This is a genomic window from Agromyces larvae, assembly GCF_022811705.1.
Lineage (GTDB): Bacteria > Actinomycetota > Actinomycetes > Actinomycetales > Microbacteriaceae > Agromyces > Agromyces larvae.
In genome coordinates this window covers 2130900-2145374 of record NZ_CP094528.1, presented here as the reverse complement: position 1 = coordinate 2145374, position 14475 = coordinate 2130900, and the positions used below count along the sequence as shown (strand labels likewise).

Below are 14475 nucleotides of genomic sequence, written 5' to 3'. Positions count from 1 at the left end.
CCATGTTGATTCCCCGTCGAGTCAAGTACCGCAAGCAGCACCACCCCGGCCGGAGCGGCCAGGCCACCGGCGGCACGAAGGTCACCTTCGGCGAGTTCGGCATCCAGGCCCTCAGCCCCGCGTACGTGACGAACCGTCAGATCGAGTCCGCTCGTATCGCGATGACCCGTCACATCAAGCGCGGCGGCAAGGTGTGGATCAACATCTACCCCGACCGTCCGCTCACGAAGAAGCCGGCCGAGACCCGCATGGGTTCCGGTAAGGGTTCGCCCGAGTGGTGGGTCGCCAACGTCAAGCCGGGTCGGGTCCTCTTCGAGGTCTCGGGCGTCTCCGAGGAACTCGCTCGCGAGGCCCTGACCCGTGCCATCCACAAGCTGCCCCTCAAGGCACGCATCATCAAGCGCGAGGAGGGCGACGCATAATGGCCGTCGGAACCAAGGGGCTCGAGTCGATCGAGCTCGACACCTTCGAGGACGAGCGCCTCGTCGACGAGCTGAAGAAGGCCAAGGAAGAGCTGTTCAACCTGCGCTTCCAGGCCGCCACCGGTCAGCTCGAGAGCCACGGGCGCCTCCGCGCCGTGAAGAAGGACATCGCTCGCATCTACACGGTCATCCGTGAGCGCGAGCTCGGCATCCGCGCCACCCCGGCTCCGGTCGAGGTGCCTGCGAAGGCCGAGAAGAAGACGAAGAAGGCTGCCAAGACCGAAGCGGATGCTCCGGCCGAGGCCGCAGAGACGAAGGAGGCCTGAACATGGCTGAGACCAAGAAGGCTGCTGCAGCCGAGGTCGCCGTCGAGGCCCCCGAGGCTCGTGGCTACCGCAAGGTGCGCCGCGGCTACGTCGTCAGCGACAAGATGGAGAAGACCATCGTCGTCGAGGTCGAGGACCGCGTGAAGCACCCCCTGTACGGCAAGGTCATCCGCCGCACCTCCAAGGTGAAGGCGCACGACGAGCTCAACACCGCCGGCATCGGCGACCTGGTCGTCATCTCGGAGACCCGTCCGCTCAGCGCCACCAAGCGCTGGCGCCTGGTCGAGATCCTCGAGAAGGCGAAGTAGGCCGCGGCCTGCTTCTGAGAAGGAGACTGAAGTGCTTCAGCAGGAATCACGAGTCAAGGTCGCCGACAACACCGGTGCGAAGGAACTCCTGACCATCCGCGTCCTCGGTGGCTCCAGCCGTCGCTACGCCGGCGTGGGCGACATCATCGTCGCGACCGTCAAGGACGCGATCCCGGGCGGCAACGTGAAGAAGGGCGATGTGGTCAAGGCCGTCATCGTCCGCACCGTGAAGGAGACCCGTCGTCCCGACGGCTCCTACATCAAGTTCGACGAGAACGCCGCGGTGATCCTCAAGAACGACGGTGACCCCCGTGGCACCCGCATCTTCGGGCCGGTCGGCCGGGAGCTTCGCGACAAGAAGTTCATGAAGATCATCTCGCTGGCGCCGGAGGTGCTGTAACCATGGCGAACATCAAGAAGGGCGACCTGGTCCAGGTCATCTCGGGCAAGAGCCAGGCCCGCGGCGGCGACCGCGGCAAGCAGGGCAAGGTCATCGAGGTGCTGGTCGACCAGGAGCGCGTCGTCGTGCAGGGCGTGAACTACGTCACCAAGCACGTGCGCGTCGGCCAGACGCAGCGCGGCTCGAAGACGGGCGGCATCGAGACCCACGAGGCCCCGATCCACGTCTCGAACGTCGCACTCGTCGACCCCGAGACCAAGAAGCCGACCCGCGTCGGCTTCCGCACCGAAACCGTGACGAAGGACGGGGTCGAGAAGACCGTCCGCGTTCGTTACGCCAAGAAGTCAGGTAAGGACCTCTGATGACCGACACTGCCGTGGAGGCTGGCAAAATCCAGCCCCGCCTGAAGCAGAAGTACCGCGGCGAGATCGTCGCGAACCTCACCGAGCAGTTCGACTACTCGAACGTGCACCAGGTGCCGGGTCTCGTGAAGATCGTCGTGAACATGGGCGTCGGCGAGGCCGCGCGCGATGGCAAGGTCATCGACGGCGCGATCGCCGACCTCACCCAGATCACCGGCCAGAAGCCGCAGGTCACCAAGGCCCGCAAGTCGATCGCGCAGTTCAAGCTGCGCGAGGGGCAGCCCATCGGCGCCCACGTGACGCTGCGCGGCGACCGCATGTGGGAGTTCCTCGACCGCCTGCTGTCGCTCGCGCTCCCGCGCATCCGCGACTTCCGCGGCCTCAGCGACCGTCAGTTCGACGGCAACGGCAACTACACCTTCGGTCTCACGGAGCAGAGCGTGTTCCACGAGATCAACCAGGACAAGATCGACCGCGTCCGCGGCATGGACATCACCGTGGTGACCACCGCGAAGAACGACGACGAGGGGCGCGCGCTGCTGAAGGCGCTCGGCTTCCCGTTCAAGTCGAGCGAGTCCGCCAACTGAACCCGGATGCCGCGGACGGCCCCTGAGCTCGTCGAAGGGGATCCGCGGCATCCACCCGGTCCCCGGCACCCGCCGGGAACCACCACCACAGGTCAGTCCCCGTGCAACGGGTCCTGAAACCTGGTGAACGTAAGGAAACGAACGTCATGACGATGACCGATCCGGTCGCTGACATGCTGACCCGTCTGCGCAACGCCAACTCCGCGCACCACGACACCGTGTCGATGCCGCACTCGAAGCTCAAGGGGCACATCGCCGAGATCCTGAAGAACGAGGGCTACATCGCCGGCTTCGAGATCACCGATGCGCGCGTCGGCAAGACGCTGACGCTGCAGCTCAAGTTCGGCCCGAACCGCGAGCGTTCGATCGCGGGCATCAAGCGCGTCTCGAAGCCCGGTCTCCGGGTGTACGCGAAGTCGACCGAGCTGCCCAAGGTGCTCGGTGGCCTCGGCGTCGCGATCCTGTCCACTTCCAGCGGTCTGCTCACCGACCGCCAGGCCGAGAAGAAGGGCGTGGGTGGGGAAGTCCTCGCCTACGTGTGGTAGTTCCATGTCACGAATCGGACGACTCCCCATCGACATCCCCGCCGGTGTCGACGTCAAGATCGACGGCTCGGCCGTCACCGTGAAGGGCCCGAAGGGCGAGCTCTCGCTCACCGTCGCGAGCCCGATCGAGGTCAAGGTCGAGGAGAACCAGGTCATCGTCACCCGCCCGGATGACGAGCGCGCCTCGCGTTCGCTGCACGGCCTGACCCGCACGCTCATCGCGAACGACATCGTCGGCGTCACGCAGGGCTACTCCAAGGCGCTCGAGATCGTCGGCACGGGCTACCGTGTCGCCCAGAAGGGCAGCGCGGTCGAGTTCGCGCTCGGCTTCTCGCACCCCGTCACCGTCGAGCCGCCGGCCGGCATCACGCTGGTCGTCGAGGGCAACAACAAGCTCACGGTCTCGGGTATCTCGAAGCAGGCCGTCGGCGAGACCGCTGCGAACATCCGCAAGATCAAGAAGCCCGAGCCCTACAAGGGCAAGGGCATCCGCTACGCCGGCGAGGTCGTGCGTCGCAAGGCCGGAAAGGCTGGTAAGTAATCATGGCTGTGAAGAGCAAGTCGGCTGCGCGCTCGCGCCGCCACACCCGCCTTCGCAAGAAGATCGTCGGCACCGAGGTGCGCCCGCGTCTCGTCGTGACCCGCTCGGCCCGCCACGTCTTCGTGCAGGTCGTCGACGACAGCAAGGGCCACACCGTGGCATCCGCCTCGACCATGGAGGCAGACCTCCGCGCGTTCGAGGGTGACAAGACCGCCAAGGCCAAGAAGGTCGGCGAACTGGTCGCCGAGCGTGCGAAGCAGGCCGGCATCGACGCGGTCGTGTTCGACCGCGGCGGCAACAAGTACGCCGGTCGGGTCGCTGCGATCGCCGAAGGTGCGCGAGAGGCAGGGCTGGAGCTGTGAGCGAGAACACGAAGGAGACCGAGGTGACCACCGCAGAGGCGCCCGTCGAGACGGCCGCATCGAGCGAGCCGCAGCGCAACGAGCGCGAGGGTCGTCGTGGCGGCCGTGACCGCGGCCAGGGCCGCGACCGCGGCGCCCGCGACGCGGACAAGAGCCAGTTCCTCGAGCGCGTGGTGACCATCAACCGCGTGTCGAAGGTCGTCAAGGGCGGTCGCCGCTTCAGCTTCACGGCGCTGGTCGTCGTGGGCGACGGCAACGGCACCGTCGGCGTCGGCTACGGCAAGGCCCGCGAGGTGCCGACCGCGATCTCGAAGGGCGTCGAGGAGGCGAAGAAGAACTTCTTCCGCGTCCCGCGCGTCGGCTCGACCGTTCCGCACCCCGTCCAGGGTGAGGCGGCCGCCGGTGTGGTGCTCCTGCGCCCGGCCGCGCCCGGTACCGGTGTCATCGCCGGCGGTCCGGTGCGTGCCGTGCTCGAGTGCGCCGGCATCCACGACGTGCTGAGCAAGTCGCTCGGCTCGTCGAACACCATCAACATCGTGCACGCCACCGTCGAGGCGCTGAAGCAGCTCGAGGAGCCGCGTGCCGTCGCCGCCCGTCGTGGTCTCGACTACGACGAGGTCGCGCCGGCTCGCATCCTGCGTGCCGAGGCCAAGGCGGCCGAGGCCGCCGCAGCAGCGAAGGCAGGTGCCTGATGGCCAAGCAGCTCAAGGTGACCCAGATCAAGTCCAAGGTGAGCGAGAAGCAGTACCAGCGCGACACGCTGCGCAGCCTCGGTCTGAAGAAGATCGGCCAGAGCGTCGTTCGCGAGGACACCCCCCAGGTGCGCGGCTATGTCCGCACGGTCGCGCACCTCGTGAAGGTTGAGGAGATCGACTGATGGCTGACGAGAAGAACGTCGCCGAGGAGACCCCGAAGAAGGCTCCGGCCAAGAAGGCGCCGGCCAAGGCCGCCGCCGACAAGGCTCCGGCCGAGAAGGCTCCTGCGAAGAAGGCGCCGGCCAAGGCCGCTGCGGCCAAGGCTGACGAGGCCGCGGCTGAGAAGGCCCCGGCGAAGAAGGCTCCTGCGAAGAAGGCGCCGGCCAAGGCCGCGGATGTCGCCGAGAAGCGCGAGCCCGTGCTGAAGGTGCACCACCTGCGCCCGGCTCCTGGTGCCAAGAAGGACAAGACCCGCGTCGGTCGCGGTGAGGGTTCGAAGGGCAAGACCGCCGGTCGTGGCACCAAGGGCACCAAGGCCCGCAACACGGTGCGCCCCGGCTTCGAGGGCGGCCAGCTTCCGTACCACATGCGTGCGCCGAAGCTGCGCGGCTTCAAGAACCCGTTCCGGGTCGAGTACCAGGTCGTGAACCTCGAGAAGCTCGCGGAGCTCTACCCGAAGGGCGGCGACGTGACCGTCGCCGACCTGGTGGCCAAGGGCGCCGTGCGCAAGAACGAGCGCGTCAAGGTGCTCGGCAACGGCGACATCCAGGTCAAGCTCAACGTGACCGTGGACAAGGTCTCCGGCTCGGCCGAGCAGAAGATCGTCGCCGCCGGCGGCACGGTCCAGTAAGACCAGAAGCACCATCGAGTTCGAGCCTGTCGGGACCTCGCGTATGATTCACGGGGGTCTCGACAGGCTCGAGCCGCATCAAGACTGACTCCACGACGGAGCTACAGGAGGACGAGTGTTCAACGCCATCGGGCGCATCTTCCGCACCCCCGATCTTCGACGCAAGATCGGTTTCACGCTGGGCATCGTCGCCCTGTTCCGGCTCGGCTCGTTCATCCCCGCACCGTTCGTGGACTTCACGAACGTCCAGGCATGTCTGGCGTCGACGCAGGGCGCCTCGGGTCTCTACGAGCTCGTGAACGTGTTCTCGGGCGGTGCGCTGCTGCAGTTGTCCGTCTTCGCCCTCGGCATCATGCCGTACATCACGGCGTCGATCATCGTGCAGCTGCTGCGCGTGGTCATCCCGCACTTCGAGACCCTCTACAAGGAGGGTCAGGCCGGTCAGGCCAAGCTGACGCAGTACACCCGGTACCTCACCATCGCCCTCGGTGTGCTGCAGTCGACGACGCTCATCACGGTCGCCCGCTCGGGCGCGCTGTTCAGCGGCGCTTCGGCGACCGAGTGCTCACAGCTCATCACGAACGACGCCTGGTACGCGATCATGCTCATGGTCGTCACGATGACCGCCGGCACCGGCCTCATCATGTGGCTCGGCGAGCTCATCACCGAGCGCGGCATCGGCAACGGCATGTCGCTGCTCATCTTCACGTCGATCGCCGCCACCTTCCCCGGTTCGCTGTGGGCCATCGCCCAGGCGCGCGGCTGGGACATCTTCGCCCTCGTGCTCGTGGTGGGCCTGCTCATCGTCGTCGCGGTGGTGTTCGTCGAACAGTCGCAGCGTCGCATCCCGGTGCAGTACGCGAAGCGGATGGTCGGCCGGCGCACGTACGGCGGTAACAACACGTACATCCCGATCAAGGTGAACATGGCGGGCGTGGTGCCGGTCATCTTCGCCTCGTCGCTGCTGTACCTGCCGGCGCTCATCGCGCAGTTCAACCAGCCCGCCGCCGGCGAGGAGCCGCAGCCCTGGGTGATCTGGATCCAGAACTACCTGACCAAGGGCGATCACCCGCTCTACATGCTGCTGTACTTCCTGCTCATCGTCGGGTTCACGTACTTCTACGTCGCGATCACGTTCAACCCCGACGAGGTCGCCGAGAACATGAAGAAGTACGGCGGCTTCATCCCGGGCATCCGCGCGGGCCGGCCGACCGCCGAGTACCTCGACTACGTGCTGACCCGCATCACCTTCCCGGGGTCGCTCTACCTCGGCCTGGTGGCCCTGCTGCCGCTCATCGCGTTCGCGTGGTTCGGGGCGAACCAGAACTTCCCGTTCGGCGGTGCGTCGATCCTCATCATCGTTGGCGTCGGCCTCGAGACGGTGAAGCAGATCGACGCCCAACTCCAGCAGCGACACTACGAAGGACTTCTGCGATGACCCTTCCGTTCGGCAGAGCTCAGGACGAGCGACAGGCTCAGGACGGCGTCTCGTCCACGCGTTCGGCCCGGTTCCTCATCGTCGGGCCCCAGGGCTCCGGCAAGGGCACGCAGGGTATCCTCGTGGCGCAGGCGTTCGGGGTTCCGCAGGTGTCGACCGGCGACATCTTCCGGGCGAACATCTCGGGCGGCACCGATCTCGGCAAGCGGGTGCAGTCGATCATCGAGGCGGGCGACCTGGTGCCCGACGAGCTCACCAGCGAGCTCGTGCGCGACCGGCTCTCGCAGGCCGACGCGGCCGAGGGGTTCCTCCTCGACGGGTACCCGCGCAACCAGGGGCAGGTCGCCGACCTCGACGCGTTCCTCGCCGCTCGCGGCGAGGCGCTGGACGCGGTCATCGAGCTGGATGTCCCGCGTGAGGAGTCGATCGCCCGCATCAGCCAGCGCGCGATCGAGCAGGGCCGCACCGACGACACCGAAGAGGTCATCGCGAACCGGCTCGCGATCTACGAGCGCGAGACGGCGCCCATCCTCGACGTGTACCGTGCGCGCGGCGTCGTCGACCGCATCGACGGCGTCGGCACGCTCGACGAGGTGACCGACCGCATCTTCCAGGCGCTGGCCGTGCGCGGCCTCGTCGCGGTGCACCCCGGCAGCGCGGCCGCGAGCGCCTGAGCGGCGTGTTCCGCTCGTCGATCTACAAGTCGCCGGCGCAGCTTCGCGCGATGCTGCCCGCCGGGCGGGCGACCGCGGCCGCACTGGCCGCGGCGCGTGCCGGGCTGCGGGTCGGCGCGACGCCGCTGGAGCTCGATGCGGCGGCCGAGCAGGCGATCCTGGCGCTCGGCGGGCAGTCGAACTTCAAGCTCGTGCCGGGCTATCGGCACACGCTCTGCGTGTCGGTCGACGATGCGGTGGTGCACGGCATCCCGGGCTCGCGGCCGTTCCGGCCGGGCGACATCGTCTCGATCGACGGCGGCGCCGAGGTCGACGGATGGAACGGCGACGCGGCGTTCACGGTCGTCCTCGATGACCCCGATCGGCCCGACGTGGTGGCGGCGCGCCGTGAACTCGCCCGGGTCACCGAGCAGTCGCTGTGGGTCGGCATCGCCCGGCTCGCGCAGGCGACGCATCTGAACGAGGTCGGCACGGCGATCGAGGAGTACGTGCGCGCCCAGGGCGAGGCGTCGACGGGCTCAGGGCACCGGTACGGGATCCTCACCGACTACGTCGGCCACGGGGTCGGCCGTCAGATGCACGAGGAGCCGCCGGTGTTCAACTACCGGGTCGAGCGCCGCGGGCCCGCGGTGAAGCCCGGGCTCGTCGTCGCCATCGAGCCGATGATCGTCGCCGGCGGCATCGAGACGTTCGTGCACGACGACGACTGGACGGTCGCGACCGCCGACGGCGCCGATGCCGCCCACGTCGAGCACACCGTGGCCGTGCACGCCGACGGCATCTGGGTGCTCACCGCCGAGGACGGCGGCGCCGCCGGGCTCGCGCCGTACGGCGTCGTGCCCGTGCCCATCCCCTGACCCGGGAGCAGAACCCGCCGCCGCGGGGCTACGCCTCGATGAGCCGGGTGAGTTCGGCGACCAGGCCGGGGTAGTCGACGGCGCCCTGCACCAGGCGCAGCACGTTGCCGCGCTCCGAGAAGGTCTCGACGAACTGGTCGAACACCTCCTGGAACTCGCTCCGCCCGCTGTCGCTGAACGCGATGAGCGCGACCACGTGCACCGGGGTCCCGGCCCAGTCGATCGGGGTGTCGTCGACGGCGATGGCGATCGCGGTGCGCGCGGCGGTCATCGTCATCGCGTGCGGCACGGCGAGGTGGTCGGCGAACGCCGTCGACGACATGCGTTCGCGTTCGACGGCGCCGTCGACGTAGCCGCGGTCGACCACGCCGGCCGCCATGAGCCGATCGCCGAGCAACCGGATGACGCCTTCGCGGTCCAGGCCGCCCATGCCGCGCACGAAGAAGCCGGGTTCGATCGTCTCCGACAGGCGGGCGGCGAGCCGCGCGGTGCGGCGCGCGCGACGCATGGCGACGATCTCGGCGCGCACGCGCTCCAGGTCGTCGGCGGTGGGCAGCGGCCCGACGAGCACGACGCGCTCCGAGGCATCCGTCGGAGGAACGACGGCGACGACCAGGTCGGCGGGCGTGGCATCCGTCAGCAGCACCCCCTCGCCGGCGGCGGTCGCGACCCGTTCGGCGAGCGTCTCCCGCAGATCGTGGTACGCGGGCGCCTCGATGCGCACGCGCACCTCGTCGCGCTCGGCGCGCCGGCGGTCGAGTCGGGCGCCGAGGTGCATGGCGAGGTAGGCGATCTCGTCGTCGTTCACGCGGATGCCCTCGGTGCGGCGCAGTTCGGATGCCACGTACACGCCGAGCTCGTAGATGAGCGGGTAGGCCGCTTTGATCTGCGCGGTGAGCGGGTTGCGCGAGAACGACGCCTCGGCCGAGCGCTCGGCGAGGTGGTCGATGTGCAGGGCGAGGCGTTCGATGAAGTCGTCGCCCTCGAGCTCGACCAGGTACTCGGATGCTGCGCGCGCGACGATGCTCCGCACGAGCGAGGTGCGCGGCGAACTCGGGCGCTCGTCGGGCGCGGCCGCCCCGTCGAGCCGGCGGGTGGCCGCGCGGGTCCGCAGCAGCCGGGCGAGATGGGCGCGGTCGGATGCCGGGAGCCGAACGCCGAGGCGCTCGTCGACGAGTCGGGCGAGCAGGGTCTCGAGCGGGTCCGGGGCGTCGGCGGATGCCGACACCGGCTGGGCTGGTTCGGCGGGTTCGGCGGGTTCGGCGGGTTCGGCCTCCAGCGTGCGGTCGCGCGTGATGCGGTCCACCGCGATCATGAGGTGCAGCAGCACGTCGTCGAGCGCGTACTCGTTGGGCGCGTACCCGGCCGTGCCGAGCCGGGCGACGAGCGCGTCGCGGAACCCCGGCAGCTCGGGGAAGCGTCGGCGCAGCGCGGCGACCCCCACTCGCCCGCGGGCCGTCTCCTCCCGCAGCAGCGCTCCGAGCAGCCGCCGGCGCGCCGACTCGGGCCCGACGAGGCGCACGATCGAGCCGTGGCGTTCGAGCGACAGCCCGGTCCCGCGCAGGCGGGCGCGCACCCGGGCCAGGTCGGACTCGATCGTCGAGTCGCTCACGTGCATCGAGCCGGCGGCCGTGTCCACGTCGATGCCGTCGGCGGCGTCGACGAGCCGGTGCACGAGCTGCGCCACCCGGCCCTCGGGGCGGTCCGCCGGCCGGTCGTCGGCGCGCGCGAGGTCGGCTGCGGCGCGCTCGGCGAGCGCCGCGCGGTCGAGCCGGTAGCCGTCGGGGCCGGAGCGCACCACTCGCGGCCCGGTCGCGTTCGCCTGCGTCGCCCAGGACCGGATGCTCCGCGAGGACACGCCGAACCGGGCCGCGAGCTCCGACGCCGTCATCCAGTCGCCGGAGCGCGCGAGCTCGTCGACGAGTCGCCGCCATCCCTCGGGCACCCCGCCAGTCTTCCATCGTGCGCGGCGCCGGGCGGGACATCCCGAGCCGATTTCCGGGGGGCCGGAAGCGGATCGGGATGGCGCGCGGACGACCGACGGGAGCAGGATCGGAACCGGGCGGCACCCGCCGCCCCGAGGACGACGGCGACCGGGCGGTCGGCTGCGAACGACCGGCGAAGGAGGCGGACGATGCGCGTCATCGTGGTCTGCGGAGCCGGTGCGTCGAGCACCTTCGTCGCCTTGCGCGTCCGGCGCCTCGCCGCCGAGCGCGGGCTCGACGTCGACGCGCGCGCCGCGAGCGAGGCGCTCCTGGCCGAGGCAATCGCCGACGCCGACGTGCTGCTCGTCGGAGCGCACCTCGCCGAACGGCTCGACGAGCTGCGGCGGATCGCCGACGAGGCATCCGTCGCGCTCGCGATGCTGCCCGACGGCGCCGCGCACGACGACGGCGCGACCGCACTCGACCTCGCCCTCACCACGCACGCCGGAGCCGGGTCGTGACCCGCGGGCGCGCGACCATGTCGATCGGCGCCACCGGCCGATATGGTGAACGAGGGAACGGACACCAGCGACGGGAACCGGAATCATGGCAGAGCGGACAGTTCGGATCGGATCGACCCACGGCCTGCATGCCAGGCCGGCCAAGCTCTTCACCGAGGCCGTCGTCGCATCGGGGGCGAGTGTCACCATCGCCAAGGCGGGCAAATCGCCCGTCAACGCGGCCAGCATCCTCTCCGTCATCGCACAGGGCATCGACCACGGCGACGAGGTCACGCTCGCGGTCGACGGCGGAGACGAGCAGGCGGTGCTCGACGCGCTCGTCGAGCTGCTCAGCACCGATCACGACGGCTGAGCGGCGTCCCGTTCCCGTCGATTCGAGGGGGAGGGCAGCGTGAAGGAGATCGCAGGGACCGGCATCGGCCAGGGGGTCGCGCTCGGCACGGTCGTCAGGATGGCCGAGCGACTGCCCGAGCCGGTCGACCGACCGAGCCATCTCGACCCGGCCCGTGAGGAGGAGCGCGCCCGCGCCTCGCTGTCGGTCGTCGCAGCCGAGCTGCAGCGGCGCGGCGGGATCGCGGGCGGGCAGGCGAAGGACGTGCTCGAGGCGCAGGCGCTGATGGCGAACGACCCGACCCTCGCCGACGACATCGTGCAGCGGCTCGCGCAGGGCAAGACCGCCGAGCGCGCCGTATTCGAGGCGTTCGCCGCGTTCCGCGAACTCCTCGAAGGCATGGGCGGATACCTCGGCGAACGCGCCGCCGATCTCGACGACGTCTCGCAGCGGGTCGTCGCCGACCTGCTCAAGGTGCCCGCGCCGGGGGTGCCGAATCCGGGGCATCCGTTCGTGCTCGTCGCCCGCGACCTCGCGCCGGCCGACACCGCGACCCTCGACCTCGACCAGGTCCTCGGACTCGTCACGATCGACGGCGGCCCGACCTCGCACACCGCGATCCTCGCGCGCGAGAAGTCGATCGTCGCGGTCGTGGGCGCCGCCGGAGCATCCGAGCTCGCCGACGGCGACTCCGTCATCGTCGACGCCGAGCGCAACCTCGTCGTCGCCGACCCCACCGCCGTGCAGGCCGCCGAGGCCCGCGAACGCATCGCCGAGCGCCAGCGCGTCGCCGCCGCGCCCGTGACTCCGGGGGCGCTCGCCGACGGCACGCCGGTGCCGCTGCTGGCGAACCTCGGCTCCGCCGACGGCGCCGCCGAGGCGTTGCGACTCGGCGCCGAAGGGGTCGGGCTGTTCCGAACCGAGTTCCTCTTCCTCGACGCCGACCGGGCGCCGAGCATCACCGAGCAGCAGGAGCAGTACACCCGACTGCTCACCGCGTTCGCCGGCAAGAAGGTCGTGGTGCGCGTGCTCGACGCCGGCGCCGACAAGCCGCTGTCGTTCCTGAACGCCGCCGACGAGGAGAACCCCGCGCTCGGGCTGCGGGGCATCCGCGCGCTGCGCAGCTCCGAGGTCATCCTGCGCGAGCAGCTCACCGCGCTCGCCGCCGCGGATGCCGCGACCGACGCCGAGGTCTGGGTGATGGCGCCCATGATCGCGACCGTCGAGGAGACCCGCTACTTCGTCGCCCTCGCGCGGGAACTCGGCATCGCCGTCGCCGGCGTCATGGTCGAGACCCCCTCGGCCGCGCTCATCGCCGACCGGGTGCTCGCCGCGAGCGACTTCGCCTCGATCGGCACCAACGACCTCACCCAGTACACGATGGCGGCCGACCGGCTCCTCGGCACGGTCGCGAACCTGCAGAGCCCGTGGCATCCGGCCGTGCTGAAGCTCATCGCCGAGGTCGGCGCCGCAGGCGGCGCGCTCGGCAAGCCCGTCGGCATCTGCGGCGAAGCCGCCGCCGACCCGCTCCTCGCCGTGGTCCTCGTCGGCCTCGGCGCCACCAGCCTGTCGATGTCCCCATCGGCACTCGCAGACGTCCGCGCCTCCCTCGCGCGGTACGGCCTCGACGACGCACGCGCGATCGCCGAGGCGGCCCTGGCCGCTGAGGGAGCGGCCGAAGCCAAGCATGCGGCCGCCACGGCCGCCGCCACCGTCGGGGCGCGCGAGACCGCGCCCTGATCCGCATCCGAACGAGAGGCTCCAGCCATGACAACGACGTCCGACACGGCGAAGCGGCCCGGGGGAGTCCGCGTCGCCGTCCAGCGGTTCGGCACCTTCCTCAGCGGCATGATCATGCCGAACATCCCCGCGCTCATCGCCTGGGGCATCATCACGGCGTTCTTCATCGACGTCGGGTGGACCCCGAACGCCGACCTGGCCACCCTGGTCGGCCCGATGATCCACTACCTGCTGCCGATCCTGATCGCCTACACCGGCGGCCACATGGTGTACCAGGTGCGCGGCGGGGTCGTGGCCGCGATCGCGGTCATGGGCGCGATCGTCGGCTCCGACCACCTGGTCGACCAGTTCAACGCGACGCTGCCCGAGGGCGAGGCGCCCCTCGGCTACGTGCACATGTTCATCGGCGCGATGATCATGGCCCCGCTCGCCGCGTACACGATGAAGTGGCTCGACAAGCTGTGGGACGGCAAGATCAGGGCCGGCTTCGAGATGCTCGTGAACATGTTCTCGGCGGGCATCTGGGGCTTCGTCATGGCGGTCGTCGGATTCTACCCCATCGCGTGGGTGGTCAACGGCATCATGACGGTGCTCGGCAACGCCGTGAACTGGCTCGTCGAGACGAACCTGCTGCCGCTGACGAGCATCATCATCGAGCCGGCGAAGGTGTTCTTCCTGAACAACGCGATCAACCACGGCGTGCTCACGCCGCTCGGCACGCAGGAGGCCGCCGACAGCGGCCAGTCGATCCTGTTCCTGCTCGAGGCGAACCCTGGTCCTGGTGTGGGGCTGCTGCTGGCGTTCACGCTGTTCGGCATCGGCGCGGCGCGCGCGTCGGCGCCCGGTGCGGCGGTCATCCAGTTCTTCGGCGGCATCCACGAGGTGTACTTCCCGTACGCGCTGATGAAGCCGGTGCTGATCGTCGCGCTCATCGCCGGCGGCATGACCGGCGTCACCACGAACATGCTGCTCGGCGGTGCGCTCAGGGCGCCGGCCGCGCCCGGCAGCATCATCGCGGTGCTCGCCCAGACCGCGCCGGGGGCGTACGTGGCGGTGATCCTGTCGGTCATCCTGTCGGCGGCGGTCACGTTCGTGATCGCCGCGGTGATCCTGCGCGCCTCGCGCAAGCGGGATCTCGCGGCCGAGGCCGCGGGCAGCGACACGTTCGGCGCCGCGATCTCGCGCACCGAAGCCGCCAAGGGCAAGCAGTCCGACTACCTCGAGGGTCTGCGCGCCGAGGGCATGGAGGACGTCGAGAACGCAGGGGTCGTCGCGGCCGCCACGCTCGAGCGCAAGCCGATCGAGCACATCGTGTTCGCGTGCGACGCGGGCATGGGCTCGTCGGCGATGGGCGCGAGCGTGCTGCGGAACAAGATCTCCAAGGCGGGCATCGAGGGCGTCACGGTGGTCAACAAGGCGATCGCCGCACTGGATGACTCGGCCGACCTGGTGATCACGCAGAACCAGCTCACCGACCGGGCCCGCCAGAAGACGCCCGACGCGCTGCACATGTCGGTCGACAACTTCATGAACTCGCCGAAGTACGACGAGGTCGTCGACCTGCTCAGGTCGGAGAAGGACCGCTGAGCGG

20 protein-coding genes are annotated in these 14475 nt (G+C 69.9%); 19 read left to right on the top strand and 1 reads right to left on the bottom strand.

What is annotated here, in order from left to right; genetic code table 11:
• The first annotated feature begins 2 nt into the window (after nucleotides 1–2).
• The 15 genes from rplP to map all read left to right on the top strand — a co-directional run bounded on the left by rplP (nucleotide 3) and on the right by map (nucleotide 8367).
• Nucleotides 3–422 carry a 50S ribosomal protein L16 gene (gene rplP / locus MTO99_RS10475; RefSeq protein ID WP_067948577.1) on the top strand — a complete coding sequence of 140 codons (420 nt, stop codon included), beginning with the start codon at nucleotides 3–5 and terminating at the stop codon, nucleotides 420–422.
• Nucleotides 422–748, top strand: coding sequence for a 50S ribosomal protein L29 (rpmC, locus tag MTO99_RS10470; protein WP_149161172.1), 327 nt, complete (start codon nucleotides 422–424; stop codon nucleotides 746–748). The genes rplP and rpmC overlap by 1 nt, the downstream gene beginning before the upstream one ends.
• Before the next feature lie 2 nt (nucleotides 749–750).
• Complete coding sequence (gene rpsQ / locus MTO99_RS10465) at nucleotides 751–1056, top strand: 30S ribosomal protein S17 (protein ID WP_149161173.1); 306 nt, start codon at nucleotides 751–753, stop codon at nucleotides 1054–1056.
• A gap of 31 nt (nucleotides 1057–1087) precedes the next feature.
• Nucleotides 1088–1456 (top strand): 50S ribosomal protein L14, encoded by a 369-nt coding sequence (gene rplN, locus MTO99_RS10460; protein WP_243553556.1) that lies wholly within the window; start codon nucleotides 1088–1090, stop codon nucleotides 1454–1456.
• A gap of 2 nt (nucleotides 1457–1458) precedes the next feature.
• On the top strand, nucleotides 1459–1818 hold the full coding sequence (gene rplX / locus MTO99_RS10455) for a 50S ribosomal protein L24 (RefSeq protein ID WP_243553555.1): 360 nt from the start codon (nucleotides 1459–1461) through the stop codon (nucleotides 1816–1818).
• On the top strand, nucleotides 1818–2405 hold the full coding sequence (rplE, locus tag MTO99_RS10450) for a 50S ribosomal protein L5 (RefSeq protein WP_243553554.1): 588 nt from the start codon (nucleotides 1818–1820) through the stop codon (nucleotides 2403–2405). The genes rplX and rplE overlap by 1 nt, the downstream gene beginning before the upstream one ends.
• 146 nt (nucleotides 2406–2551) lie before the next feature.
• Complete coding sequence (rpsH, locus tag MTO99_RS10445) at nucleotides 2552–2950, top strand: 30S ribosomal protein S8 (protein WP_243553553.1); 399 nt, start codon at nucleotides 2552–2554, stop codon at nucleotides 2948–2950.
• Between the two features lie 4 nt (nucleotides 2951–2954).
• Nucleotides 2955–3491: a 50S ribosomal protein L6 gene (rplF, locus tag MTO99_RS10440; RefSeq protein ID WP_243553552.1), complete on the top strand. Its 537-nt coding sequence runs from the start codon at nucleotides 2955–2957 to the stop codon at nucleotides 3489–3491.
• Nucleotides 3492–3493: 2 nt separating this feature from the next.
• A complete protein-coding gene (gene rplR, locus MTO99_RS10435) occupies nucleotides 3494–3853 on the top strand; it encodes a 50S ribosomal protein L18 (RefSeq protein WP_243553551.1) in 360 nt (119 codons plus the stop codon).
• Nucleotides 3850–4545, top strand: coding sequence for a 30S ribosomal protein S5 (rpsE, locus tag MTO99_RS10430; protein ID WP_435520749.1), 696 nt, complete (start codon nucleotides 3850–3852; stop codon nucleotides 4543–4545). Before rplR ends, rpsE begins: the two co-directional genes overlap by 4 nt.
• A complete protein-coding gene (rpmD, locus tag MTO99_RS10425) occupies nucleotides 4545–4730 on the top strand; it encodes a 50S ribosomal protein L30 (protein ID WP_149161181.1) in 186 nt (61 codons plus the stop codon). The genes rpsE and rpmD overlap by 1 nt, the downstream gene beginning before the upstream one ends.
• Nucleotides 4730–5398, top strand: a complete 669-nt coding sequence (gene rplO / locus MTO99_RS10420; protein WP_243553550.1) for a 50S ribosomal protein L15 — start codon at nucleotides 4730–4732, stop codon at nucleotides 5396–5398. The genes rpmD and rplO overlap by 1 nt, the downstream gene beginning before the upstream one ends.
• 115 nt (nucleotides 5399–5513) lie before the next feature.
• Complete coding sequence (gene secY / locus MTO99_RS10415; RefSeq protein WP_243553549.1) at nucleotides 5514–6836, top strand: preprotein translocase subunit SecY; 1323 nt, start codon at nucleotides 5514–5516, stop codon at nucleotides 6834–6836.
• Nucleotides 6833–7510 (top strand): adenylate kinase, encoded by a 678-nt coding sequence (locus MTO99_RS10410; RefSeq protein ID WP_243553548.1) that lies wholly within the window; start codon nucleotides 6833–6835, stop codon nucleotides 7508–7510. Before secY ends, MTO99_RS10410 begins: the two co-directional genes overlap by 4 nt.
• A 5-nt stretch (nucleotides 7511–7515) precedes the next feature.
• A complete protein-coding gene (map, locus tag MTO99_RS10405) occupies nucleotides 7516–8367 on the top strand; it encodes a type I methionyl aminopeptidase (RefSeq protein WP_256461007.1) in 852 nt (283 codons plus the stop codon).
• Between the two features lie 28 nt (nucleotides 8368–8395).
• Here map and MTO99_RS10400 read toward each other — a convergent pair whose 3' ends face one another.
• Nucleotides 8396–10312 (bottom strand): BglG family transcription antiterminator, encoded by a 1917-nt coding sequence (locus MTO99_RS10400; protein WP_243553547.1) that lies wholly within the window; start codon nucleotides 10310–10312, stop codon nucleotides 8396–8398.
• 189 nt (nucleotides 10313–10501) lie between these two features.
• Between MTO99_RS10400 and MTO99_RS10395 the strand changes: the two genes are divergently transcribed.
• The 4 genes from MTO99_RS10395 (at nucleotide 10502) to MTO99_RS10380 (ending at nucleotide 14471) form a co-directional block, all read left to right on the top strand.
• Nucleotides 10502–10813: a PTS sugar transporter subunit IIB gene (locus tag MTO99_RS10395; protein WP_243553546.1), complete on the top strand. Its 312-nt coding sequence runs from the start codon at nucleotides 10502–10504 to the stop codon at nucleotides 10811–10813.
• 85 nt (nucleotides 10814–10898) lie between these two features.
• Complete coding sequence (locus tag MTO99_RS10390) at nucleotides 10899–11165, top strand: HPr family phosphocarrier protein (RefSeq protein ID WP_243553545.1); 267 nt, start codon at nucleotides 10899–10901, stop codon at nucleotides 11163–11165.
• A gap of 39 nt (nucleotides 11166–11204) precedes the next feature.
• Nucleotides 11205–12884 carry a phosphoenolpyruvate--protein phosphotransferase gene (ptsP, locus tag MTO99_RS10385; RefSeq protein ID WP_243553544.1) on the top strand — a complete coding sequence of 560 codons (1680 nt, stop codon included), beginning with the start codon at nucleotides 11205–11207 and terminating at the stop codon, nucleotides 12882–12884.
• 27 nt (nucleotides 12885–12911) lie between these two features.
• The gene (locus MTO99_RS10380) at nucleotides 12912–14471 is read left to right on the top strand and encodes a PTS mannitol transporter subunit IIBC (protein ID WP_243553543.1); all 1560 of its coding nucleotides are present in this window, start codon (nucleotides 12912–12914) and stop codon (nucleotides 14469–14471) included.
• Nucleotides 14472–14475 lie beyond the last annotated feature (4 nt).